The 25,656-nt window shown below is 51.0% G+C and carries 23 protein-coding genes and 1 pseudogene; 11 read left to right on the forward strand and 13 right to left on the reverse strand.

Annotated elements, in window-relative coordinates; all coding sequences use genetic code 11:
* Window positions 1–13: 13 nt before the first annotated feature.
* From BEG40_RS15910 to patD, 4 genes are read left to right on the forward strand one after another with little or no spacing between them, the layout of a single operon-like run.
* Entirely contained in the window at window positions 14–1,027 is a 1,014-nt protein-coding gene (locus tag BEG40_RS15910; RefSeq protein ID WP_105285726.1) for an ABC transporter ATP-binding protein, read from the forward strand.
* The gene (locus BEG40_RS15915) at window positions 1,028–1,969 is read left to right on the forward strand and encodes an ABC transporter permease (RefSeq protein ID WP_001251309.1); all 942 of its coding nucleotides are present in this window, start codon (window positions 1,028–1,030) and stop codon (window positions 1,967–1,969) included. It begins immediately after the preceding gene.
* Window positions 1,959–2,753 carry an ABC transporter permease gene (locus BEG40_RS15920; RefSeq protein ID WP_105285727.1) on the forward strand — a complete coding sequence of 265 codons (795 nt, stop codon included), beginning with the start codon at window positions 1,959–1,961 and terminating at the stop codon, window positions 2,751–2,753. The genes BEG40_RS15915 and BEG40_RS15920 overlap by 11 nt, the downstream gene beginning before the upstream one ends.
* Window positions 2,754–2,774: 21 nt before the next feature.
* Entirely contained in the window at window positions 2,775–4,199 is a 1,425-nt protein-coding gene (gene patD / locus BEG40_RS15925; RefSeq protein WP_001163916.1) for an aminobutyraldehyde dehydrogenase, read from the forward strand.
* A 98-nt stretch (window positions 4,200–4,297) separates the two neighbouring features.
* Here patD and yncL read toward each other — a convergent pair whose 3' ends face one another.
* Entirely contained in the window at window positions 4,298–4,393 is a 96-nt protein-coding gene (gene yncL / locus BEG40_RS15930) for a stress response membrane protein YncL (RefSeq protein ID WP_071598995.1), read from the reverse strand.
* A gap of 192 nt (window positions 4,394–4,585) precedes the next feature.
* Here yncL and BEG40_RS15935 point away from each other — a divergent pair, with 192 nt between their 5' ends.
* Window positions 4,586–4,759, forward strand: a complete 174-nt coding sequence (locus BEG40_RS15935) for a GhoT/OrtT family toxin (protein WP_000051844.1) — start codon at window positions 4,586–4,588, stop codon at window positions 4,757–4,759.
* 85 nt (window positions 4,760–4,844) lie between these two features.
* On the forward strand, window positions 4,845–5,078 hold the full coding sequence (gene ydcY / locus BEG40_RS15940; RefSeq protein ID WP_000018633.1) for a DUF2526 family protein YdcY: 234 nt from the start codon (window positions 4,845–4,847) through the stop codon (window positions 5,076–5,078).
* Here the strand turns inward: ydcY and BEG40_RS15945 are convergent, their stop codons facing one another.
* Window positions 5,079–5,528 (reverse strand): DMT family transporter, encoded by a 450-nt coding sequence (locus BEG40_RS15945; protein WP_001076555.1) that lies wholly within the window; start codon window positions 5,526–5,528, stop codon window positions 5,079–5,081.
* Complete coding sequence (locus BEG40_RS15950; RefSeq protein WP_000027831.1) at window positions 5,525–6,043, reverse strand: GNAT family N-acetyltransferase; 519 nt, start codon at window positions 6,041–6,043, stop codon at window positions 5,525–5,527. The genes BEG40_RS15945 and BEG40_RS15950 overlap by 4 nt, the downstream gene beginning before the upstream one ends.
* 180 nt (window positions 6,044–6,223) lie before the next feature.
* Here BEG40_RS15950 and curA point away from each other — a divergent pair, with 180 nt between their 5' ends.
* Window positions 6,224–7,261, forward strand: a complete 1,038-nt coding sequence (gene curA, locus BEG40_RS15960) for an NADPH-dependent curcumin/dihydrocurcumin reductase (RefSeq protein WP_000531466.1) — start codon at window positions 6,224–6,226, stop codon at window positions 7,259–7,261.
* 39 nt (window positions 7,262–7,300) lie between these two features.
* On the opposite strand, the gene pqqU is transcribed toward curA, so the two are convergent.
* On the reverse strand, window positions 7,301–9,403 hold the full coding sequence (pqqU, locus tag BEG40_RS15965) for a TonB-dependent receptor PqqU (RefSeq protein WP_105285728.1): 2,103 nt from the start codon (window positions 9,401–9,403) through the stop codon (window positions 7,301–7,303).
* A gap of 240 nt (window positions 9,404–9,643) precedes the next feature.
* Between pqqU and yncE the strand changes: the two genes are divergently transcribed.
* A complete protein-coding gene (gene yncE / locus BEG40_RS15975) occupies window positions 9,644–10,705 on the forward strand; it encodes a 7-bladed beta-propeller protein YncE (protein ID WP_105285730.1) in 1,062 nt (353 codons plus the stop codon).
* Window positions 10,706–10,830: 125 nt separating this feature from the next.
* Here yncE and ansP read toward each other — a convergent pair whose 3' ends face one another.
* Window positions 10,831–12,330 carry an L-asparagine permease gene (gene ansP / locus BEG40_RS15980; RefSeq protein ID WP_105285731.1) on the reverse strand — a complete coding sequence of 500 codons (1,500 nt, stop codon included), beginning with the start codon at window positions 12,328–12,330 and terminating at the stop codon, window positions 10,831–10,833.
* Between the two features lie 266 nt (window positions 12,331–12,596).
* Here ansP and BEG40_RS21780 point away from each other — a divergent pair.
* Window positions 12,597–12,701: pseudogene (locus BEG40_RS21780) on the forward strand (thioredoxin domain-containing protein); the annotation flags it as partial.
* Here BEG40_RS21780 and BEG40_RS15985 read toward each other — a convergent pair.
* The gene (locus BEG40_RS15985; protein WP_105285732.1) at window positions 12,702–13,751 is read right to left on the reverse strand and encodes a GGDEF domain-containing protein; all 1,050 of its coding nucleotides are present in this window, start codon (window positions 13,749–13,751) and stop codon (window positions 12,702–12,704) included.
* Between the two features lie 105 nt (window positions 13,752–13,856).
* Window positions 13,857–15,833, reverse strand: a complete 1,977-nt coding sequence (locus BEG40_RS15990) for an alkyl/aryl-sulfatase (protein WP_105285733.1) — start codon at window positions 15,831–15,833, stop codon at window positions 13,857–13,859.
* 310 nt (window positions 15,834–16,143) lie between these two features.
* Between BEG40_RS15990 and pptA the strand changes: the two genes are divergently transcribed.
* The gene (gene pptA / locus BEG40_RS15995; protein ID WP_001120153.1) at window positions 16,144–16,371 is read left to right on the forward strand and encodes a tautomerase PptA; all 228 of its coding nucleotides are present in this window, start codon (window positions 16,144–16,146) and stop codon (window positions 16,369–16,371) included.
* Between the two features lie 3 nt (window positions 16,372–16,374).
* Here pptA and BEG40_RS16000 read toward each other — a convergent pair whose 3' ends face one another.
* On the reverse strand, window positions 16,375–16,944 hold the full coding sequence (locus BEG40_RS16000) for a flavin reductase family protein (RefSeq protein ID WP_105285734.1): 570 nt from the start codon (window positions 16,942–16,944) through the stop codon (window positions 16,375–16,377).
* 174 nt (window positions 16,945–17,118) lie between these two features.
* On the opposite strand from BEG40_RS16000, the gene nhoA reads away from it, so the two are divergent.
* A complete protein-coding gene (gene nhoA, locus BEG40_RS16005) occupies window positions 17,119–17,964 on the forward strand; it encodes an N-hydroxyarylamine O-acetyltransferase (RefSeq protein WP_032225164.1) in 846 nt (281 codons plus the stop codon).
* A 42-nt stretch (window positions 17,965–18,006) separates the two neighbouring features.
* On the opposite strand, the gene BEG40_RS16010 is transcribed toward nhoA, so the two are convergent.
* From BEG40_RS16010 to narZ, 5 genes are all read right to left on the reverse strand, one after another.
* Window positions 18,007–18,900, reverse strand: a complete 894-nt coding sequence (locus BEG40_RS16010; protein ID WP_105285735.1) for a PhzF family isomerase — start codon at window positions 18,898–18,900, stop codon at window positions 18,007–18,009.
* A gap of 79 nt (window positions 18,901–18,979) precedes the next feature.
* Complete coding sequence (narI, locus tag BEG40_RS16015; protein ID WP_000617142.1) at window positions 18,980–19,660, reverse strand: respiratory nitrate reductase subunit gamma; 681 nt, start codon at window positions 19,658–19,660, stop codon at window positions 18,980–18,982.
* Entirely contained in the window at window positions 19,657–20,352 is a 696-nt protein-coding gene (narW, locus tag BEG40_RS16020; protein ID WP_105285736.1) for a nitrate reductase molybdenum cofactor assembly chaperone, read from the reverse strand. The genes narI and narW overlap by 4 nt, the downstream gene beginning before the upstream one ends.
* The gene (gene narH / locus BEG40_RS16025) at window positions 20,352–21,896 is read right to left on the reverse strand and encodes a nitrate reductase subunit beta (RefSeq protein ID WP_000702556.1); all 1,545 of its coding nucleotides are present in this window, start codon (window positions 21,894–21,896) and stop codon (window positions 20,352–20,354) included. The genes narW and narH overlap by 1 nt, the downstream gene beginning before the upstream one ends.
* Window positions 21,893–25,633, reverse strand: a complete 3,741-nt coding sequence (narZ, locus tag BEG40_RS16030; protein WP_105285737.1) for a nitrate reductase Z subunit alpha — start codon at window positions 25,631–25,633, stop codon at window positions 21,893–21,895. The genes narH and narZ overlap by 4 nt, the downstream gene beginning before the upstream one ends.
* Between the last annotated feature and the right edge of the window lie 23 nt (window positions 25,634–25,656).

Here is a 25,656-nt window from a genome sequence, read left to right on the forward strand (position 1 = left end):
GCTGAGGTGTTTTATGACGTACGCAGTGGAGTTTGACAACGTCTCGCGGTTGTACGGTGACGTGCGCGCGGTAGATGGCGTCAGTATTGCGATAAAAGATGGTGAGTTCTTTTCAATGCTGGGGCCGTCCGGCTCCGGCAAAACGACCTGCCTGCGCCTGATTGCCGGATTTGAACAACTTTCCGGCGGGGCGATCGCTATCTTTGGTAAACCCACCAGCAATCTGCCACCGTGGGAGCGGGATGTTAATACCGTTTTCCAGGACTATGCGCTGTTTCCCCATATGTCGATTCTCGATAATGTGGCCTACGGGCTGATGGTCAAAGGTGTGGAGAAAAAACAGCGTTACATCATGGCGCAAGAGGCGCTGGAAAAAGTGGCGCTGGGTTTTGTTCAGCAACGTAAGCCATCACAACTTTCTGGTGGTCAGCGCCAGCGGGTTGCTATCGCCAGAGCATTGGTGAATGAACCGCGCGTATTGCTGTTGGATGAACCGCTCGGCGCACTGGATCTCAAATTGCGTGAGCAGATGCAGCTGGAACTGAAAAAGCTGCAACAGTCTCTCGGTATCACTTTTATCTTCGTTACCCACGATCAGGGCGAAGCGTTATCGATGTCCGATCGTGTGGCGGTATTCAACAACGGTCGCATTGAGCAGGTCGATTCACCACGTGATCTCTATATGCGCCCGCGCACGCCGTTTGTTGCCGGATTCGTTGGGACATCAAATGTTTTTGATGCGTTGATGGCAGAGAAACTTTGCGGAATGATGGGTAGTTTCGCATTGCGCCCGGAACATATTCGCCTCAACACCCCTGGTGAACTGCAGGCTAATGGCACGATCCAGGCGGTGCAGTATCAGGGCGCGGCGACCCGTTTTGAACTGACACTGAGCGGCGGTGAAAAACTGCTGGTTAGTCAGGCCAATATGACGGGGGAAGAGCTCCCCGCTACGCTTACTCCAGGACAACAGGTGATGGTTTCCTGGGCGCGCGATGTGATGGTGCCGCTGGTTGAGGAGAGGTGAATGGCGATGAACGTATTGCAATCACCTTCACGTCCAGGTCTGGGCAAGGTGTCCGGTTTCTTCTGGCGGAATCCGGGGCTGGGGCTGTTTTTGCTGCTGCTTGGCCCGTTGATGTGGTTTGGCATCGTCTATTTCGGTTCGCTGCTGACGCTGTTATGGCAGGGCTTTTATACCTTTGATGATTTCACCATGTCGGTAACACCGGAACTGACACTGGCGAATATCCGCGCGCTGTTTAATCCGGCCAATTATGACATCATTCTGCGCACGTTAACCATGGCAGTTGCTGTGACCATCGCCAGTGCTTTTCTGGCGTTTCCAATGGCGTGGTATATGGCGCGCTACACCAGCGGTAAGATGAAAGCGTTTTTTTACATCGCAGTAATGTTGCCGATGTGGGCGAGCTACATTGTCAAAGCCTATGCCTGGACGCTATTGCTGGCGAAAGATGGTGTGGCGCAGTGGTTTTTACAGCATTTGGGGTTGGAACCGTTATTAACTGCGTTCCTCACGCTACCGGCGGTGGGTGGTAATACGCTGTCAACTTCCGGGCTTGGGCGCTTTCTGGTGTTTCTCTACATCTGGCTACCGTTCATGATCCTGCCAGTACAGGCGGCGCTGGAGCGTTTGCCCTCGTCACTTTTGCAAGCCTCAGCGGATTTAGGCGCACGTCCACGGCAAACCTTTCGCTATGTGGTGTTGCCGCTGGCGATCCCAGGCATTGCAGCCGGGTCTATTTTTACCTTCTCGCTAACGCTGGGTGATTTTATTGTCCCGCAACTGGTTGGTCCGCCAGGGTATTTTATTGGCAACATGGTTTACTCGCAGCAAGGCGCGATTGGCAATATGCCGATGGCAGCAGCGTTCACCCTGGTGCCGATTGTTTTGATCGCACTGTACCTGGCGTTCGTGAAACGTCTGGGAGCGTTCGATGCACTCTGAACGCGCACCGTTTTTCCTCAAACTGGCGGCCTGGGGCGGCGTGGTTTTCCTCCATTTTCCCATCCTGATTATCGCGGCCTATGCTTTTAACACTGAAGATGCGGCGTTTAGTTTTCCACCGCAAGGTTTGACGCTGCACTGGTTTAGCGTGGCGGCACAGCGCAGTGATATTCTTGATGCCGTGACACTGTCACTTAAAGTGGCGACGCTGGCGACATTGATCGCGCTGGTGTTAGGAACGCTGGTAGCCGCCGCGCTCTGGCGACGAGACTTTTTCGGCAAAAACGCCATTTCTCTGTTACTGCTGCTGCCTATTGCGTTGCCGGGCATTGTCACAGGCCTGGCGTTATTAACCGCGTTTAAAACTATCAATCTGGAGCCGGGATTTTTCACCATCGTAGTCGGTCATGCGACTTTTTGCGTAGTGGTGGTGTTTAACAATGTCATCGCCCGTTTTCGCCGTACCTCGTGGAGTCTGGTAGAGGCGTCAATGGATCTTGGAGCCAATGGCTGGCAAACCTTCCGCTACGTGGTGTTGCCGAATCTCAGTTCGGCGCTACTGGCAGGAGGAATGCTGGCGTTTGCCTTGTCGTTCGATGAAATCATCGTTACGACTTTTACGGCAGGTCATGAACGAACGTTACCACTGTGGTTACTCAATCAGCTTGGGCGACCGCGTGATGTACCGGTAACCAACGTGGTGGCACTGCTGGTTATGTTGGTAACAACCTTGCCGATCCTGGGAGCCTGGTGGCTAACCCGCGAAGGCGACAATGGTCAATAACCACTGATACAGGAATATGCTATGCAACATAAGTTACTGATTAACGGAGAACTGGTTAGCGGCGAAGGGGAAAAACAGCCTGTCTATAATCCGGCAACGGGGGAAGTATTACTGGAGATTGCCGAGGCATCCGCAGAACAGGTGGATGCTGCTGTTCGCGCGGCAGATGCAGCATTTGCTGAATGGGGGCAAACCACGCCGAAAGCGCGTGCGGAATGCCTGCTGAAACTGGCGGATGTTATCGAAGAAAATGGTCAGGTTTTTGCCGAACTGGAGTCCCGTAACTGTGGCAAACCGCTGCATAGTGCGTTCAATGATGAAATTCCGGCGATTGTCGATGTCTTTCGCTTTTTCGCCGGAGCGGCGCGCTGCCTGAACGGTCTGGCGGCAGGCGAATATCTTGAAGGTCATACCTCGATGATCCGCCGCGATCCGTTGGGGGTTGTAGCCTCTATTGCACCGTGGAATTATCCGCTGATGATGGCTGCGTGGAAACTGGCTCCGGCGCTGGCGGCAGGGAACTGCGTAGTGCTTAAACCATCAGAAATTACCCCGCTGACAGCGTTGAAGCTGGCAGAACTGGCGAAAGATATCTTCCCGGCAGGCGTGATCAACGTACTGTTTGGCAGAGGCAAAACGGTGGGCGATCCGCTGACCGGTCATCCCAAAGTGCGGATGGTGTCGCTGACGGGGTCTATCGCCACTGGGGAGCACATCATCAGTCATACCGCACCGTCCATTAAGCGCACTCATATGGAACTTGGCGGTAAAGCGCCAGTGATTGTCTTTAATGATGCTGACATTGAAGCGGTTGTCGAAGGTGTGCGTACATTTGGCTATTACAATGCCGGGCAAGATTGTACTGCTGCCTGTCGTATCTACGCGCAAAAAGGCATTTACGACGTGCTGGTAGAAAAACTTGGTGCCGCAGTGGCAACGTTAAAATCAGGCGCGCCGGATGATGAATCCACAGAGCTTGGTCCTTTAAGTTCGCAGGCACATCTCGAACGCGTCAGCCGGGCGGTGGAAGAGGCGAAGGCGACGGGACACATTAAGGTGATCACCGGCGGTGAAAAACGGCAGGGTAATGGTTATTATTATGCGCCGACACTGCTGGCGGGTGCGTTACAAGAAGATGCCATCGTCCAAAGAGAGGTATTTGGGCCGGTAGTGAGCGTGACGGCTTTCGATAACGAAGAACAAGTGGTTAACTGGGCGAATGACAGCCAGTACGGGTTGGCCTCTTCGGTATGGACGAAAGATGTTGGTCGGGCGCATCGCGTCAGCGCGCGTCTGCAATATGGCTGCACCTGGGTTAATACCCATTTCATGCTGGTAAGTGAAATGCCGCACGGCGGGCAGAAACTCTCAGGCTATGGCAAAGATATGTCACTTTATGGGCTGGAAGATTACACCGTAGTACGCCACGTAATGGTTAAACATTAAGGATAATGTTGTAAATCTGGAGAGTGTGAGAAGATCTAACGCACTGTCAGAGAGTTGATTTTTCTCTGACAGTGCGTACTGCGTGCAATTTTGCTACATCAGATAAACCATCCAAATCTCATAGAGATAAGAGTAAACAACCCAACAGCAGCAAAGAGATTTATCAGCACTACAGTTCTACTGGAAACGTTCATTTTTGCCACCTTTTGTCATAGCCCTTATGTGTATAGTACGGGTTAAGAAAATCCGCAATCATACTTATTCTGAAGATGGACAAGAACATGCCGTAGGTTATTGAATTTATCTCAAATGGACTGAAAACTTGATATACATCAAAAAATGACGCATATTGCGCGCGTTTTATTCATCTGGCTGGATGCCCGTACATGTCTCTTTTTCAATGTTTGCTTGTTTTTTATGCTGTCATGGCAGCAATCGCCTTTCTCATTACCTGGTTTCTTTCCCACGATAAGAAGAGCATTCGCTTTCTGAGCGCCTTTCTGGTGGGGATTACATGGCCGATGAGTTTTCCGGTGGCGCTACTGTTTTCTCTATTTTAAATCTCACTCGCTGGCTTGACGGCACAACGCAGACTTATATCATTTGGGTGAATCGATAAATTTCACAAGTGGCTGAGGAGAAAGTATGTCGCATCTGGATGAAGTCATCGCGCGCGTGGATGCCGCGATTGAGGAGAGCGTCATTGCCCATATGAACGAGTTGTTAATCGCCCTGAGCGATGACGCAGAGTTAAGCCGGGAAGATCGTTACACCCAGCAGCAGCGTTTGCGCACCGCAATTGCTCATCACGGTCGCAAGCATAAAGAAGATATGGAGGCGCGCCACGAACAATTAACCAAAGGCGGCACCATCCTCTGATTAAAACGTGCGTCTGGCCACCAGCCAGGCGCCAACTACCAATAAAACTGCCCCGCAAATTGGGCTAATCAGCGCCCGAAGTGGCACGCCATGACTGCGGAAAATATCCAGCACCAGACCACCAATAAGTTGACTGGCGACCAGTACAGCAATGGTCGTTGCCGCGCCAACATTCTGATATCCGCTGATACTGGCGAAAACAAAAAACGATCCCAACAAACCAGGGATTAGAGTCCACCAGCGCACGCTGGAAACCAGTTCGCCAAAGCCTGCTGTTCCTTGCCTAAACCACAAAATAGACACGAACAGCACAATCCCCACCAGTGAATTCAGCAGCATGGCGATGAGAATGGTAGAGGATGTCTGGGTGATGCGTACCATCAATGTGTTTTGCACCACAAGACCAATCCCGGCAGCGATCAAAAAGGCAAGGGTAAGCGACTGATTCATTCGAGTGAATCCGGTTCGCTACGATCGTCGAGTTGTAATTGCATAAAGGTGAGATCCAACCAGCGACCAAATTTAGTGCCTACCTGTGGCATTTGCGCTGTGACGACAAATCCCAGCGTCTGGTGCAGATGCAACGACGCCTGATTTTGTGATTCTATGCCGGCAACCATCACATGCTTACCGCAGTTCCGCGCTTCATCAATCAACGCGCGTAACAATTTTCGCCCAAGACCTTTACCCTGATGCTCCGGATGGACATAAACCGAATGTTCCACGGTATGGCGAAAACCGTCGAAACTACGCCAGTCACCAAACGAGGCATATCCTGTAACTACGCCATCTTCTTCGCTCACCAGCACCGGATAACCTGATAAAGTCCGTGCTTCAAACCAGGCAATGCGGTTATCTGTATCCACAGTCTGGTCGTTCCAGATAGCTGCCGTATGCAGTACAGCATGGTTATAAATTTCCGCAATTGCAGCACAATCGGCTTTGCGGGCAGAACGGATGGACATCTTAAGCCTCGATAAAATAATGATGATGACGTTATCAATACTATCGAAAACAGCCCGAAGCAACGGATTCCTCGATGAAATTATTGCGTGTTGCAGAGGGGATGTGACGGCTGAAAACAAAACCAATCCAGTGAGCCTGCTACTATTGATGGATTCATGCCAAAAGCACAGGAGAGCATTATGGGGCAACAAAAGCAGCGTAATCGCCGTTGGGTTCTGGCGTCGCGTCCATACGGCGCGCCGGTTCCGGAGAATTTCCGTCTTGAAGAAGATGATGTCGCCACACCGGGTGAAGGACAGGTGTTATTACGCACGGTCTACCTGTCGTTGGATCCGTATATGCGCGGGCGCATGAGCGATGAGCCATCTTATTCACCACCGGTTGATATTGGTGGCGTGATGGTCGGCGGCACGGTGAGTCGGGTGGTGGAATCTAATCATCCGGATTACCAGCCTGGCGACTGGGTGCTGGGTTACAGCGGTTGGCAGGATTACGACATATCCAGTGGCGATGATCTGGTGAAACTTGGCGATCATCCGGAAAATCCTTCGTGGTCACTGGGTGTGCTGGGAATGCCTGGCTTTACGGCTTATATGGGGCTGCTGGATATCGGTCAACCCAAAAAGGGAGAAACGCTGGTAGTTGCTGCAGCAACGGGGCCGGTTGGCGCGACAGTGGGGCAAATCGGCAAACTAAAAGGTTGCCGCGTGGTGGGTGTTGCCGGTGGCGCGGAAAAATGTCGTCATGCCATAGATGTTCTGGGTTTTGATGTTTGTCTTGATCATCACGCAGATGATTTTGCCGAACAACTGGCGAAAGCGTGTCCGAAAGGCGTGGACATCTATTATGAAAACGTTGGTGGTAAGGTGTTTGATGCGGTGCTGCCTTTACTCAATACATCCGCGCGTATTCCCGTTTGCGGTTTAGTGAGCGGTTATAACTCCACCGAACTGCCTTCCGGGCCGGATCGTTTACCGCTACTTATGGCTACGGTGCTGAAAAAACGTATTCGCCTGCAAGGGTTTATTATTAGTCAGGATTATGGTCATCGCATCCATGAGTTCCAGCAAGAGATGGGGCAATGGGTGAAGGAGGGGAAAATTCACTATCGTGAACAAATTACCGATGGTTTAGAAAACGCCCCGCAGACATTCATCGGCCTGCTGAATGGTAAAAACTTCGGCAAAGTCGTGATCCGTGTTGCGGATGATGATTAACATTTCAGGTGGCGGCATTCTTGCCGCCACTAATGAATATTATTCAAATCGCCATGCGAGATTTACGCCTACACCATAATTCCGCCCAGGCGCAGGCTCGTAATATCGACCATTGGATTCATTAACAATCACCGAGCCGACATATTCTTTATCGAATAAATTATCGACACGACCAAATAAATCTATTGTCATATTACGGTAATTATATTTATAGCCGGTGAACAAACCGACGAGAGTGTAAGAGGGCGCTTTTGCCGTATTCTCGTCATCCGCCATGATATCGCCCATATAACGTGCTTCTGTGCCTGCATACCAGCCTTCTTCTGGCACATAACCTAACGACGCAAAGCCCATATTGCGGGCGATCCCGGGCATTCGGTTACCATTACAGTCCTGAGCGTTACAAACATTGCTGCGATAAGTTGCGTCAAGCCACGTCCACGACGCTTTCACACGGAAATCTCCGGCAAAACGCTGATCCCACGCCAGTTCAGCCCCCTGACGGCGCGTCTTCCCGGCATTTTTATAAATGGTACGCCCGCCGCTACTGCTATCAACAACGATTTCATCATCGGTATCGGTCTGGAATAACGCAGCGGTAAACAAGCCATCGCCGATACGCGTTTTACTGCCGATTTCGATTGTGTCGTTGGTGGACGGTTTTAAACCAAAGTTCATACCGCCTTGCCCATCAGCACGGTAAGAAAGCTCGTTAATGGTTGGTGTTTCAAAACCGCGCCCGGCTGCCAGATAGACGTTCCAGGCATCGGTCATGGCGTATTTCAACGATCCCGCAGGAAGCCATTTGTGATAACTGGCATCACCGCTGTCATCACCATTGCCGGGAGTAACGTAATGATCGTTAGAATCAAACCACACGGAGCTGTAGCGCACGCCAGCATCCAGCGACAGTTTGTCGGTTAGTTGCCACTGGGTTTGTAAATAGGGATCGACGTTCCACATCAGATTGCGTTCGTCGCGACGCAAATCACCTTTTTGCCCGTACTCCGGCACGCCGTTATTAAGGCGGAAGTTATTGTAACCCTTTCGGTTTTCACTCATGTTTTCATAGTTCAGGCCAGTAGTGAAAGTGACCGGAACTCCCAGCTCGCCACGATGTGTCCAGCGGCTGTCTATACCCTGGTAATGACGTTGCAGGGTAATTACACCTCCTGCGTGTGACGGGTTAAGCTGCGGGGTCATCGGGATCGACTGATACTGGGTCGTTTCCCGTTCGCCTGCGTACATCATCACGCTCATCACATCCTGCGCGCTAAGGCTGCGCTCGTAGCGTAATCCAGCCTGAGTTTGTTTGATGGTTTTACGCGTGTCGTACTGTTCAGCACGAGGCGCTTGTTGCGGATTCGCTTTCCATTCTGCTTCGGTCAACCCACCAGGGTCATCGGCTTTGATGTCCACACTGTTGAAAATCAGGTTTAACTTACTGGCGTCATCAATGCGTACGCCCAGTCTGGCATTGGCTAAATTTTTCTGTGCGCCGCTATGGTCACGATAGCCGTGAGTTGTAAAACGCGTGGTCGAAACGGTGTAATCAACATCGCCAGGTTGGGTGCCGTCGCCCATTGCGCCCGTCGCTTTCAGTCCATAGCGCCAGCTACCATAACTGCCATAGTAACTGCTGGCTTCAATAGTTGGTGGATGTTCGCCGGTTTGTGTGGTGACGTTCATTACGCCGCCAGACGCATTGCCATACAGGGCAGAAAAGGGGCCTCGTAGCACTTCCACGTTTTGCACACTACTTAAATCGATATTAGACGTTTGCCCTTGTCCGTCAGGCATAGTGGCGGGAATGCCATCAACATACAGGCGAATACCGCGAATACCGTAAGTGGAACGGGAACCAAATCCGCGAATAGACAGTTGTAGATCCTGCGCATAGTTCTGCCGGTTTTGTACCTGCAAACCAGGCACACTGGTCAGTGATTCAGACAAATTGATGCGCGGCGTTGCCAGACGCATCTCCTCGCCATCGACCACGCTTACCGCAGCGGGTGTGTCCAGTTCAGAAACTACCTGCGGCGCGGCGCTAACAATCATGGTTTGTTCATTAGCGGCAAAAGTGGAAGGAGAAAGGAGAATCAGTGCGGGCAAAACGGTCTGTCGGACGGAAAAAATCTTCATGAAAAAAGCCAGGTTAAGAATGGGAAAACACCGTCATGGTAATGAATTTGTAAATTTATAGAAAACAAAACGGCACAATACGTTAATCAATTGGGAAAATTGTAGTCGTGGTGACAAGAAATGCTCCACATTTGAGAAAATAATGATTACCATTCCCATTTATAACAAGGGCGTAACGAAGATTATGCTCAACGAAGCATTGTGAAGCAGCTATAAATCGGTTCATCAAAGGGAGTCGTCATGCATTTACGTCATCTGTTTTCATCGCGCCTGCGTGGTTCGCTACTGTTAGGTTCATTGCTCGTTGCTTCATCATTCAGTACGCAGGCAGCGGAAGAAATGCTGCGTAAAGCGGTAGGTAAAGGTGCCTACGAAATGGCTTATAGCCAGCAGGAAAACGCGCTGTGGCTCACCACATCGCAAAGCCGCAAACTGGACAAAGGCGGTGTGGTTTATCGTCTCGATCCGGTGACTCTGGAAGTCACTCAGGCAATTCATAACGATCTCAAGCCGTTTGGCGCCACTATCAACAACGCTACTCAAACGTTGTGGTTTGGTAACACAGTAAACAGTGCGGTCACGGCAATTGATGCCAAAACGGGCGAAGTGAAAGGGCGTCTGGTACTGGACGATCGCAAACGTACAGAAGAAGTGCGTCCGCTACAGCCGCGTGAGCTGGTTGCTGATGATGCTACGAACACTGTTTACATCAGCGGTATTGGGAAAGAGAGTGTTATTTGGGTGGTTGATGGCGAGAATATCAAACTGAAAACTGCCATCCAGAACACCGGTAAAATGAGTACCGGTCTGGCGCTGGATAGCAAAGGCAAACGTCTTTACACCACTAACGCTGACGGCGAATTGATTACCATCGACACAGCCGACAATAAAATCCTGAGCCGTAAAAAGCTGCTGGATGATGGCAAAGAGCATTTCTTTATCAACATCAGTCTCGATACTGCCAACCAGCGAGCATTTATCACTGACTCCAAAGCGGCAGAAGTGTTAGTGGTCGATACCCGTAACGGCAATATTCTGGCAAAGGTAGCGGCACCGGAATCACTGGCTGTATTGTTTAACCCGGCGCGTAATGAAGCCTATGTGACGCATCGGCAGGCGGGTAAAGTCAGTGTGATTGACGCGAAAAGCTATAAAGTGGTGAAAACGTTCGACACGCCGACCCATCCTAACAGTCTGGCGCTTTCTGCCGATGGCAAAACACTGTATGTCAGCGTGAAGCAAAAATCGACTAAACAGCAAGAAGCCACTCAGCCGGACGATGTGATTCGTATTGCGCTGTAACAGACACAGACATGGAGGAGTTTGTCTTTCGTAGGCCGGATGCGGCGCAAGCGCTGCATTCGGCAAGCGGAGCACCTCGTCAGCAATATGAATATGCCCGGCTCGTAGCCGGGCATATTTTGCAATTAACTCGCCGTTTCAGATTTAAACACAATTTCCTGTTTTTCTTCATCTTCCTCGACGACTGGCGCAGTGCTGTGAATTTCAGCAACGCGTTTGCGCACACCAAACCAGCCTATAACCAGCAGAATACCGATAATCGGCAGCGCCGCGATGGTATAAGTCCCGTTCGGGTAATCGAATGCCATCAGCACCAGGACACTCAGTAAAAACAGTAATGTCAGCCAGGACGTGAAGGGCGCACCAGGCAGTTTAAAACTGACATCCGCTGCTTTACCTTCTTTGATGGCTTTACGCAGGCGCATCTGACAAACAATGATAAACGCCCAGGAGGCGATAATTCCCAATGACGCGAAGTTCAGGACAATCTCAAATACGCGCGACGGCACCAGATAATTGAGGAATACGCCAACGACATACACAACCAGCGTCGCCAGAATCCCGGCGTACGGCACATGCTGGCGACTCATCTTCGCCATAAAACCCGGCGCAGATCCGCCCATCGCCATCGAACGCAGAATACGCCCGGTGCAGTAGAGGCCAGAGTTCAGACTGGAGAGCGCGGCGGTCAGCACCACAATGTTCATGATGCTGCCAATGTACGGCACACCGAGTTTAGAGAAGAAGGTCACAAAAGGACTTTGACCGGCCTGATAGGCGCTCCACGGCAGTAACATGACCAGCAACACGACAGAACCGACATAAAACAGGCCAATACGCCAAATCACGCTGTTAATTGCTTTTGGCACCATAGTCTGCGGATCTTTACATTCTCCGGCGGCAGTTCCGACCATTTCAATGGAGGCAAAAGCGAATACCACGCCCTGAATTAACACCAGCGCAGGCAGCAAACCGTGCGGGAAAAAACCACCATTATCGGTAATTAAATGAAAGCCAGTGGTGTTGCCATCCAGCGGCTGACCGCTACCGAGGAACACTGTACCCACGACCAAAAAGGTCACAATGGCGAGCACTTTAATCAGCGCAAACCAGAACTCCATCTCTGCGAACCATTTCACACCAATCATATTCATGGTGCCAACGATGGTCAGCGCAGCGAGCGCAAATACCCATTGCGGCACGCCGCCAAACGCGCCCCAGTAATGCATATACAGTGCGACGGCGGTGATATCGACAATCCCCGTCATCGCCCAGTTGATGAAGTACATCCAGCCGGCAACATAAGCGGCTTTCTCACCCAAAAACTCACGGGCATAAGAGACAAAACTACCACTGGAAGGGCGATGTAATACCAACTCACCCAACGCACGCAAAATAAAAAACGAAAACAGGCCGCAGATTAAATAGACCAGTGCCAGTGCCGGGCCGGCCATTTGCAGTCGGGCACCTGCGCCTAAAAACAAACCTGTCCCAATCGCGCCGCCAATGGCGATCATCTGCACCTGACGATTGCCCATCGCTTTGTGATAACCCTCTTCGTGGGCATTAAGCCAGCGGCGTTTCGCGGCGTGTTGATCTGAAGTGTCGGTGTCGTGTTTACTCATTGCTCTCCCTGATTGCTTCGTTGAAAAAGTCTTATAAGTCGCCATGAACAATGTTTATTCATCCTGGCGATGACAGTTATCACCATTATTCTTTATGGGTATAAAACTATCGGCGCAGCATCCTACCTGTTATCGATAAACGATGCAAAATATCCCCTTACAAGTTGAGTGGGGATTAAAAGGATTGCTGAAAAAATGACAAATCTTAGTCCGGGTTGCCCTGTTTACTGACCTACACTTAAGCTTTAACGCTGTACGGGGGAGATATGATTAAGGTTTATGGCGTACCAGGATGGGGTTCCACCATCAGTGAACTGATACTGACTCTGGCTGATATTCCCTATAAGTTTGTTGATGTCAGCGGAATAGAGTTATTTAGCCCACCGATTTCGCCCATTTTCTTTCGCTCGATATAACGCGGCATCGGCATCAGCAACTATTTGTTCAGTCGTTTTTGCGGGGGTAGGACAGGTAATCCCCTGACTAACCGTAACAACTTCACTCACGGAAGATGTCTGATGCGCAATCGCTGCCAGTTTAAGTTCTTGCTTAATTCTGGCTGCTATCGCTTCGGCTTCCTGCAAGCTCGCATTGAAAAGAATAATGGCAAACTCTTCGCCACCATAACGCGTAACTACATCTTCGGGCTGGCGAATTGCGCGTTGCAGTGCGTCGGCAACTTGTATCAGACAACGATCGCCAGCAGGGTGCCCATAAGTGTCGTTGTAGCGTTTAAAAAAATCGACATCCAGCATAATTAAAACGAACGACGTCTTTTGTTCGACGGCATCACGTAAAATACTATCCAACGCTCGTCGGTTTGCCACTCCAGTTAAGGGATCGCGATGAGCTAATGCATCGAGGTGATGAATCAACTGGTTGTTGTACTTATTTTGTTGCCATGCTTCTTCAAACCAACGCAACAAAATAAAACGTCCGCCATAGAGAGCCAGTGAAAAAATGCTCCAGATAACAGCGAAATGAATATTCACATACTGATTGAGCACAAGACTGGCTAACGGGATGGTAAACCATAAGGGAATGATAAATGCGAGGAGTGATGGGGTGTGGAAATATAGCGCAACAACGGCGCTAAGCATTAGTAATACACACAGTGGATATGCAAAAGGTAGCGTCCAGTGTGCAATAAAATAAAAACAACACCATGACCATAGTAGGCTTAGTATGACCAATAACTGCTGAATATACTGCACTTTGTTGCGTGGGCTAACTAATAAAAGACCACTGATTAGCAAAATACCTAATGATGAAATATCAATAGTGTGTACAAGATTTTTCTCATTAAACCATGGAGTCGTGCCTTCATTAAACAAAACCCCTCGAAGCAAAACCAACGATGCAAAACTGATGTTAATCAACGCAAACCACGGCAGGCTAATCGCCATACCGCGAATAACCATATCCTGCCGGTTTTTCCATGAATAATGAGGGTGTTTTCTTTTGTCAGAATTCATTTTTGTTTATAACCCCAAAAGGGCAGGGAACCTGCCCGACTTACACGAAAATTATGGCGTTACAATATTGAACCAGAATTCAAAGTTATCCATATACCCTAACAGTTCGTTGAGTTTTTCCGCATTTCCAGTGATTTTTACTTCGCCTTTATCCGTGGCTTCTTTTAATGTCTCTTCCTTCAGGATGATTTTATTCAAGACATCGCGGGAGAGGGTGATAGTCGCATCGGCGTCAGAGGCTTGCGTATCAGCAGTGTGATTGAGCACACCGTTTTCCAGTTCCACTTTATAAGTGCCGCCATCTTCACCGAAATCAAAATTCAATACTGCTTTAGCGTCTGCCGCTTTCTCGCCATTTATATGCACAGCAAGATAATCAAAGAACATTTCCGGCGTCATGGCACGAACGGTGTCAGGACTGGCTGTATTTGGCGTAGGCAGTTTTTGCACACCATTGCGTAATTCCTGTGCGCCAGTGAGATAAAAATTACGCCACGGCCCGGATTCGGCCTGGTAGCCTAACTGTTCAAGCGCATCGGCTTCCAGATTCCTTGCTGCCTGGTTGTTTGGATCGGCAAACACCACCTTACTGACAACCTGGGCAACCCAGCGGAAATTTCCCTGGTCATAATCCTGTTTGGCTTTTTGTAAAATGGCATCAGCACCGCCCATATATTCCACGAATTTTTTAGCGGCGTCTTCTGGTGGCAGTTCATCGAGAGTCGCAGGATTACCATCAAACCAGCCGAGATAAAGCACATAAGTTGCTTTCACATCATGGCTCACTGAACCGTAATAACCGCGATTCGCCCAGGTGTTAGCAAGCGAAGAGGGCAATTTGAAGTTTGCGGCAATTTCATCACGAGTCAGCCCCTGATTCGCCATGCGTAGCGTTTGATCGTTGATATAACGGTACAAATCGCGTTGGCTTTTTAGCAGTTTGACAACGTTATCGTTACCCCAGGTTGGCCAGTGATGCTGGGCGAGAATAATCTCCGCTTTATCGCCCCACAGATTGAGTGCTTCGTTGATGTATTTAGACCACGGAAGAGGTTGACGAATTTTGGCACCACGCAGCGAATAGGTGTTGTGGAGGGTGTGCGTGACATCTTCTGCGGTTTCGATCAGTTTCTTTTCTTCAATAAACCACAGCATTTCGGAAGGTGCTTCGGAACCGGGCGCCATCAGAAAATCATAGGTCAGCCCGTCGATAGTCTCTTTTTGTCCGGTTTTGGTGATGTAGTTGGTGGGGGCAACCAATGTAACCGTTCCGGCTGAGGTAGTTGTTCCCAGCCCAGCGCCGACCTGACCTTTAGCATCAGGTTTCAACAAGTTACCGTACATATAACTGGCTCGTCGGCTCATTACATTGCCAGCCATAATATTTTCTGAAACAGCCTCTTCTAAAAATCCGGCTGGCGCATAAATTTTTGTTTTTCCTGATTTAACGTCAGCTTCATCAACCACACCGCGAACGCCGCCGTAGTGATCGACATGACTGTGCGTGTAGATAACCGCCACCACTGGTTTTTGACCGCGATTTTTATAATAAAGATCCATGCCAACTTTAGCTGTTTCTGCTGAAACCAGTGGATCAACAACGGTAATACCTTCTTTACCTTCAATGATGGTCATATTTGATAAATCGAGATTGCGAATCTGATAGACGCCTTCAGTCACTTCAAATAAGCCGCTGATATTTATCAGTTGCGCCTGACGCCATAAACTTGGATTGACAGTATCAGGTGCTTTATCGCCTTCTTTGATAAAAGAATATTGCTGTGGGTTCCAGATAACATTCCCTTGTTCACCCTTAATCACTTCCTGAGGTAAAGGAGCAATAAAACCTTTATGAGCATCAGCAAAATCGCTGTTATCGGAAAACGGCAATTGACTATAAAGTGCGTTATTCGCTTGTTGGGTGGCAGCGGAGGCCTCTTTGGGCGCTTCTGCTGCGATGAGAGGAAGTGAACTTGTTGTGAATAATCCCATGACTAGCAGACTTTTAGCAATATGGTTAAGCTGCATCGCAAGTGTCTCCAGAAGGACTTTATAAAAGAAAGGATATTACGAGTGAAAATTATGATTGAGGGCAAGAATAACTATAATTGGCATTAATAAATCAGCAAGCTGGATGTCGTGAATTTTCTTAATATGATAAGAAATAAAGAATAGATTCTGTATGTTACAGGACGGGTGCGTATTGGCGCGGAAGCTAATAGTATATGTACGTTATTAAAGTGACGGCGCATATATCGCACATCATTTCGCATCAAATAACACATGACGTTTTCGGCTTGTGCTAATTTTGCTGACATCTTTCAAAAGGAGCACAACAATGCCACACATAGACATTAAATGTTTTCCCCGTGAACTGGATGAACAACAAAAAACGGCACTGGCGGCGGAGATTACCGACGTCATTATTCGCCATCTGAACAGTAAAGAGAGTTCGATAAGCATTGCACTACAACAGATACAACCGGAATCATGGCAAGCGGTCTGGGACGCCGAGATCGCGCCCCAAATGGAGACGTTGATAAAGAAACCCGGTTACAGCATGTAATGCTTAACCTGCCGTAACACGCTTGCCGCTGGTAACAAAGGTGCCAGCGCCTAAATGATGTAGCGTATTGAGTTTATCGTCATCAAATTGCCAGCGGCCTTCGACAAAAACACGAGCGTCTGCCGCTGCTGATACCACTTCGCCAAACAACGTGTCGTATTTTTCTTGCGCAGAAGTCGCGGGAAGCAAGCGGCACTCCATCCATGCCAGACATTTCTCTTCGACCACCGGCAAGCCAAGTACCGGGCCTTTAATAACCGGAATGCCATAACAGTTAAACTTATCTTCATCACGCCCAGAAATGCTGCCCACTGCCCACGTCCAGTTAGTTGCTGCGACTCCTGGGATCACAATGCCAAACATGCCACTACGTTCAATCAACTCCCGTGACCATGTCGATTTATCAACCACAATGGCCATGCGTGGTGGTTCGAACTCTACGGGCATCGACCAGGCCGCAGCCATAATGTTACGTCGCTGGGATTGCTCATCGAAACTGGTGATCAAGACGGTAGGGCCGTGGTTTAACAGACGGCTGGCATGATGCAACTCAACGGGAATAAATTGGCTCACGGTATCGCCTCGCTAAGAAGGTTGTTTTAAAAGCGTAGCTCGTAACGCAATAAGTAACGAAATTAACGGGATTGGCGATTTGCGAACGTGATGCTTGTCCGCGATCGCACAAAATAGCCGGTGTGGCATCTATTCCAGGTTATAAGTTGAGAAAACCACTAAGGGAAACGCCTGATGACGCCCATTCTGAATCACTATTTTGCCCGTATTCGCTGGACGGGTGCTGCTGCGGTCAATATCGATACGCTAAGAGCATTACACCTGAAACACAATTGCACTATTCCATTTGAAAATCTCGACGTTTTGCTGCCGAGAGAAATCCAGCTTGATGATCAATCGCTGGAAGAGAAACTGGTGACTGCGCGACGTGGCGGTTACTGTTTTGAGCAGAATGGTGTGTTTGAGCGGGTGTTACGCGAACTGGGGTTTAACGTTCGCAGTTTGTTAGGTCGCGTAGTGTTATCTAACCCCCCATCGTTGCCGCCGCGCACGCACCGTCTGTTGTTAGTGGAACTGGAAGGTGAACAATGGATTGCCGACGTCGGTTTTGGTGGTCAGACGCTGACCGCGCCAATCCGTTTAGTGCCGGATATCGCGCAAACCACGCCACACGGAGAGTATCGGTTGTTGCAGGAGGGTGATAACTGGGTTTTGCAGTTTAATCATCATCAGCACTGGCAGTCGATGTATCGTTTTGATCTCTGCGAGCAGCAACAAAGTGATTATGTGATGGGCAATTTCTGGTCGGCGCACTGGCCGCAGTCGCATTTTCGCCATCATCTGTTGATGTGCCGCCATTTGCCGGACGGTGGCAAACTGACGCTGACCAATTTCCATTTCACCCATTATGAAAATGGGCACGCGGTGGATCAGCGGAATCTGCCAGATGTGGCGTCGTTATATGCCGTGATGCAGGAACAATTTGGGCTGGGCGTGGATGATGCGAAACATGGGTTTACCGTGGATGAACTGGCACTGGTGATGGCGGCGTTTGATACGCATCCGGAGGCAGGGAAATAGTTTGTGCCGGATGCGGCGCAAACGCCTTATCCGGCAACGGTTTCAGAGATCAATGGCCCATTCGGCATGAAACAAAATCACCGCTGTGCCAGAAATGGTGACTTTCTCCGGTTGGTTGTCCCGAATAGTCACCGTCACATCAATCACGCCGTCACGCCCCAGAGCTCGCCCCTGATGGCCTTTAACACGCAACACGTTGCCATCGTGAGGCAATACGTTGTGATGCACTAACCATGCGCCCATCGGACCATTGGCATTGCCGGTCACCGGATCTTCCACAATACCAATCGCAGGCGAGAACATGCGACCATCGGTTTCATTTTTGCCTGAGCGGATCTGGAAGGGGAAAAAACCATTGCAGCCAATCTGTTTACTGATAGCGGTCAGCGCAGCAAGGTCAGGCGAAAGGGCGTCGATATCCACTTCCGGTTTCAGCGGAATCATCACTTTTGAGTGTCCTGTGGTTGCCACCTGAATTGGCAAGCCTGGCAAAATATCGTCTTCAGTGAGATGAAGCGCGTTGATAATTGCCGCGCGAGCTTCACCTTCCAGCGGCGGTTCAAAGCCCGGCGAGCCTTGCTCCAGAGAAATACGATAATCCCCGTTTTGTTTTTCGATAGTGACACGGTGCTTTCCCGCCAGCGATGTTTGCCAGACGGTGCAATTTCCCAAACCCAATACCTTTGAACGTACATAGTGCGCTGCTACCGTCGCGTGACCGCAAATCGGCACTTCAACCGTTGGCGTAAAGTAGCGAATACGTACATCGCTGTCGTCACTGTGCAGCAGAAAAGCCGTTTCCGAATGGCCTAACTCGCGGGCGATAAGTTGCATTTGCGCTTCGCTAAGATTATCGGCAGGGAAAACAACACCGGCAGAATTGCCGCGAAACGGTTGAGAGGTAAAAGCATCGACGTGGTAAATCTGCGGTTTCATTAACGTTCTCCTGTGGCTGGAGAACTATCATAGCCTGCAATCGGCCGGAGAGCGAAAGGCTATCCGGCCAGCATGAGAATTATCGCCGCGAACGTACAATCTGATACCTGCGGGTAAAGTACTCAAATGGTGCGCTCCATACATGCACCAGTCGGGTGAACGGGAAGAGCAGGAAGATGGTCATTCCCAACACCAGATGAACGCGGAAGATGTAAGCTACGCCATCAAGATGCGTCGATGCGCCGCCCTGGAAAGTGACGATGCTTTGCGCCCATCCCACCAGCTTCATCATTTCACTGCCGTCCGGATGTTGTGCTGAAAAGGGAATGGTGGTTAACCCAAGAATGCACTGAATTAACAAAATAGCGAGGATCAGGATATCCGCACCAGAAGACGTCGCCCTGATACGCGGATTCGTTAAACGGCGCACCAGCAACCCCGCACCGCCAATCAACGTTAATACACCGCAAATACCGCCGAGAACCATCGCCATCTGCTGTTTTACCGCTACCGGCAAAAACCACGCATACATCCAGTGCGGCGTTAACATGCCGAACAGATGACCGAAGAAGATCCCCAGAATGCCGATATGGAACAAGTTCGACCACAGCACCATCCCGCGTTTATCCAGCATCTGGCTGGAGGAGGCACGCCAGGTGTACTGCCCGTAATCGTAGCGCAGCCAGCTTCCAAGGATAAAAACCGTGCCACACAAGTACGGGTAGATATCGTAAAAAAAGACGTTCAGATACTGAATCATTTCTCACCTCCCGCACTGATGTCCACATACTGCGGTGCGACATCCTGACTAAAGCGTCGCTGATATTGATTAAGCGGCGAGCTGTCACACGCCGTGGCGTTATCTTCAATAAACTTCACCTGTTCCTCTTCCCACACCGCATCCAGTGCCTGACGGGTGTCGTCGCGCTCCTCGCTGCGTATCTGTTTTGTGACACTGTCACTTGAGAGTGTACTTCCCGCCAGATGCAGCAGGGTGTCAAACAACGGATACCACGGCGCCTCGCGTTGTTTTAAGCGCCCGCCAAGCAAGGCGAGGATTGGCGCAACGTTGAGCAAACCATCTTTAGCCTGGTTGTCGGGTAGCACACTTAAATACTCCAGATACAAAGGCAGATAATCAGGTAGCTCGCGACAATTTAGTTGCAGGCCGACTTTTTCATACTCCGCCAGCAGATCCACCATTGCCTGACCGCGATCGCGTGACTCGGCATGAACATGTTCAAATAGCAGCAGCGAGGTGGTACGTCCACGGTCAAACACTTCACACCATTCAGCCTGTTTATCCAGCAGCGGCGCATTAAGCAGATCGCAGGTGAAATCGGTGAGCATCGGCGCGTCGTGGCGAATCAGCGCCAGCGCGTCGTCTTTGTTCTCCCATAGCAGCTCGTCCGGGTATTCCATCAACAGGCCGATTACTTTGAGGATTTGCATTATTCCCCCTCCGCTTTATTGCGTACTTCGGTAATGTCGATAGCATCGATCCGGCTACTGTTGAACAGGTTGAATTTAGTATCAGAGCCGTGGCAACCGTCGCCAAAAGTAAAGCCGCAGCCGTTGCGTTCACCGAAGGCGTCGCCCGCCATTTCCCGATGACTGGTCGGAATGACAAACCGATCTTCATAGTTGGCGATAGCGAGATAGCGATACATATCTTCCACCTGGGCGACGCTCAGCCCGACTTCGGCGATTGCGCGGGTATCAGTTACGCCTTCTACGGTTTGCGAACGCATATAGTGGCGCATTGCCATCATCCGTTTCAGTGCCCGCAGTACAGGGCCGGTATCGCCCGCACTCAACATATTGGCGAGGTATTGCACCGGAATACGCAGGCTTTCGATGGCGGGAAGCACGCCTTCGCTTTTGGGCAAACCGCCCGCATCTGCGTAGGACTGAATCGGCGACAGCGGAGGAACGTACCAGACCATCGGCAGGGTGCGATATTCCGGGTGCAGTGGTAGCGCCAGTTTCCAGTCCATCGCCATTTTGTAAACAGGCGAACGCTGGGCAGCTTCAATCACGTTTTGTGGGATACCTTGTTTCAGGGCTTCCTCGATCACTGATGGATCGTGCGGATCGAGGAACACTTCGCACTGGCGTTCATAGAGATCAACTTCGCGCTCGGTGCTCGCCGCTTCCTCGATGCGGTCGGCGTCGTAGAGCAGTACACCAAGATAACGAATGCGACCCACGCAGGTTTCGGAGCAGACCGTTGGCTGACCGGACTCAATTCGCGGATAACAGAAGATGCATTTTTCTGACTTGCCGCTTTTCCAGTTGAAGTAGATTTTTTTGTATGGACAACCGCTAATGCACAAGCGCCAGCCACGACATTTATCCTGATCGATCAGCACAATGCCGTCTTCTTCGCGTTTGTAGATAGCGCCGCTGGGGCAGGTCGCCACGCAGCTAGGGTTAAGACAGTGTTCGCACAGGCGCGGCAGGTACATCATGAAGGTGTTTTCAAACTGCCCGTACATCTCCTTTTGCATGGCCTCGAAGTTGCGGTCGCGGGCACGTTTTTCAAACTCGCCGCCCAGCAGTTCTTCCCAGTTTGGCCCCCAGATCACTTTGTCCATCCGCTTCCCGTCAATCAGCGAACGCGGGCGAGCAGTAGGGATATGTTTGCCTTCCGGTGCGCTATGCAAATGTTCGTAGTCGAAGGTGAAAGGTTCGTAGTAATCATCAATCTGCGGCACCACCGGGTTGGCGAAGATTTTGGTTATTACGCCCATCTTGCTGCCCAGACGCGGGCGTATCTTGCCATTCACATCGCGGACCCAGCCGCCTTGCCACTCTTCCTGATCTTCCCAGTTTTTCGGATAACCAATGCCCGGTTTGGTTTCGACGTTGTTAAACCATGCGTACTCCATGCCTTCGCGACCGGTCCAGACGTTTTTACAGGTCACCGAACAGGTATGGCAGCCGATACATTTATCGAGATTAAGCACCATGCCGACTTGCGAACGTATTTTCATTTTTTCGCCTCCTGTACCTGATCGCGACCTTCATCATCCAGCCAGTTAACGTTCTTCATCTTGCGGATCATGATGAATTCATCGCGGTTCGAGCCGACGGTGCCGTAGTAGTTAAAGCCCCAGGCCAGTTGCGCGTAACCGCCAATCATATGCGTCGGCTTCGGGCAAACGCGGGTGACTGAGTTATGAATACCGCCGCGCATTCCGGTCACTTCCGATCCGGGGATATTCATAATGCGTTCCTGAGCGTGATACATCATGGTCATGCCCGGCGGCACGCGCTGGCTGACCACCGCTCGAGCCGTCAACGCACCGTTGGCGTTAAACACTTCCACCCAGTCGTTATCAACAATGGTCAGTTCGCGGGCATCGGTTTCGCTGATCCAGACAATCGGTCCGCCGCGCGAGAGCGTCAGCATTAGCAGGTTTTCACTGTAGGTAGAATGAATGCCCCATTTCTGGTGCGGCGTCAGGAAGTTAAGTGCTTTTTCCGGGAAGCCGTTTGGCGGGATCTGGCGCATTTCACTGACGCTACGGGTGTCGATAGGTGGACGATAAGCCACCAGGCTTTCACCAAAGGCGCGCATCCACGGATGATCCTGATAGAGCTGCTGGCGTCCCGACAGCGTGCGCCACGGAATTAACTCGTGAACGTTGGTGTATCCCGCGTTATAGGAGACGTGATCGCTTTCCAGACCGGACCAGGTGGGGCTGGAGATGATTTTACGCGGCTGCGCCTGAATATCGCGAAAGCGAATCTTCTCGTCCTCTTTGTGCAGCGCCAGATGAGTATGTTCGCGCCCGGTGATCTCGCCCAGCGCCTGCCAGGCTTTTACTGCCACATGACCGTTGGTTTCCGGTGCCAGCGCCAGAATCACTTCTGATGCATCAATGGCGGTGTCAATCAGCGGACGCCCCTGAGCCGGGCCATCACGTTTGGTGTAATTGAGTTTGCCGAGGAAATCGATTTCATCCTGAGTATTCCACGAAATCCCTTTACCGCCGTTGCCAAGTTTGTCCATCAACGGCCCCAGCGAGGTAAAACGTTCATAGGTGGCAGGGTAGTCGCGCTCCACTGCCACAATATTCGGCGCGGTTTTACCTGGGAGCAGGTCGCATTCGCCTTTGCGCCAGTCGAGCACTTCACACGGCTGGGAGAGTTCTGCCGGAGAGTCGTGTAACAACGGTTGCAGTACAATATCTGTTTCTTTGCCAAGATGCCCCACGCAGACTTGCGAGAATGCTTTGGCGATACCTTTGTAGATTTCCCAGTCGCTGCGAGACTCCCACGCCGGATCGACCGCCGCTGAAAGCGGATGAATAAACGGATGCATATCCGAGGTATTCATATCGTCTTTTTCGTACCAGGTCGCGGTGGGCAGGACGATATCGGAGAATAAACAGGTGCTGGACATGCGGAAGTCAAGCGTCACCAGCAGGTCGAGCTTGCCCTCTATCGCGGCGGTTTGCCACTCAACTTCTTCCGGTTGAATTCCCTCCGTCGGCCCAAGTTCTTCCCCCTGAATACCGCTTTCCGTACCCAGCAGATATTTCTGCATATACTCATGGCCTTTGCCGGAGGAGCCAAGCAGGTTAGAACGCCAGACAAACAGGTTACGCGGATGATTGCTGCCGTTATCCGGCTGCTCGCAGGCCATACGCAAATCGCCCGATTTCAGCGCCTGAGCGGTAAATTCGGCGGGTGACAATCCGGCCTTGTCGGCTTCGGCTTTCAACGTGAGCGGATTACGCCCCAACTGCGGCGCAGAAGGTAGCCAGCCCATGCGTTCGGCGCGAACGTTGAAATCAATCAGATGACCGCTGTATTTACTGGCATCGGCAAGCGGTGAGAGCAATTCCTGAGCGGTGACTTTTTCATAGCGCCACTGGCTTGAGTGATTGTAAAAAAATGAGGTGCTGTTCATCTGGCGCGGTGGGCGGTTCCAGTCAAGCGCAAAGGCCAGTGGTAACCAACCAGTTTGCGGACGCAGTTTTTCCTGACCGACATAGTGCGCCCAGCCGCCACCGCTTTGCCCGACACAACCGCAGAAGATCAGCATATTGATCATCCCACGGTAGTTCATATCCATGTGATACCAGTGGTTAACACCAGCACCGAGGATAATCATCGAACGTCCGTGGGTTTTATGGGCAGTATCGGCAAATTCACGGGCGATGGTTTCAATATACTGACGCGGCACGCCGGTAATTTGCTCGCCCCAGGCCGGCGTGTAGGCTTTGATTTCAGCGTAATCCTTCGCGCTGTTTTCATCTTCCAGCCCGCGATCGAGACCGTAATTCGCCAGCACCAGATCATAAACGCTGACCACCGGACAGGTACTACCATCGGCGAGCGTCAGATTTTTCACCGGAAGCTGGCGTACCAGAATCGGATCGTGTTTTACGCTGCGAAAATGCGGGTTTTCAATGCCGCCAAAGTAGGGGAAAGCCACGCCTGCAACGTCGTCGTGTTGACCGAGCAGGGTTAACGACAACTCTGTTCCTGAACCTGCGGCAATGGATTCCAGATTCCATTTGCCTTTTTCTCCCCAGCGAAAACCAATCGAACCGTTCGGCACCACCAGTTCCCCAGCGGTATTAACTGCCACGGTTTTCCACTGCGGATTGTTGCTTTCACCCAGACCATCCACCAGGTCAGACGCGCGGATCATGCGTCCAGGCACGTAGCTGCCATCGTCGCGCGGTTCCAGCATCACCAGCATCGGCATATCGCTGTAGCGGCGGCAGTAGTTGATAAAGTAGTCGCTGGGGTTATCGAGGTGGAACTCTTTTAAGATCACATGGCCCATCGCCATTGCCAGCGCGCTATCGGTGCCTTGCTTTGGCGCCAGCCACTGGTCGCACAGTTTTGCTACTTCCGAGTAGTCCGGGGTAATGGCGATAGTTTTGGTGCCTTTGTAACGTACTTCGGTAAAGAAGTGGGCGTCTGGCGTGCGCGTCTGCGGTACGTTAGAACCCCAGGCAATGATGTAGCTGGAGTTATACCAGTCGGCGGATTCCGGCACGTCGGTTTGCTCGCCCCAGGTCATCGGCGAGGCGGGCGGCAGGTCACAATACCAGTCATAGAAACTTAAGCAGGTGCCGCCAAGTAGTGATAAATAACGCGTTCCGGCGGCGTAAGAGACCATCGACATCGCCGGGATCGGCGAGAAACCGGCAACGCGATCCGGGCCGTAGGTTTTGATGGTCCAGACGTTAGCAGCGGCAATCAGTTGATTCAGTTCCTGCCAGTTGGAGCGGATAAAGCCACCGCGCCCGCGTATCTGCTTGTAGCTCAGGCACTTTTGCGGGGCATTCATAATCGATGCCCACGCCAGTACCGGATCGCTGTGTTGTTTAAGTGCTTCGCGCCACAGTTCAATCAGCCGTTTACGAATTAGCGGGTATTTCAGGCGGTTGGCGCTGTAGAGATACCAGGAGTAACTTGCGCCACGCGGGCAGCCGCGTGGTTCATGATTGGGTAGGTCAGGGCGAGTGCGTGGGTAGTCGGTCTGCTGAATTTCCCAGGTCACCAGGCCGTTTTTAACGTAGATTTTCCAGCTACAGGAGCCGGTACAGTTAACGCCGTGGGTGGAACGCACGATTTTGTCGAATTGCCAACGCTGGCGATAGCTGTCCTCCCAGTCGCGGTTGCTATGCATCACCTGTCCGTGACCATCGGCAAAGGTTTCGCCCTTTTGTTTGAAGTAGCGAAAGCGATCCAAAAGTTTACTCATGACATGACTCCTGCTCCAGGAAT

This window comes from Escherichia sp. MOD1-EC5495 (assembly GCF_002965965.1).
GTDB lineage: Bacteria > Pseudomonadota > Gammaproteobacteria > Enterobacterales > Enterobacteriaceae > Escherichia > Escherichia ruysiae.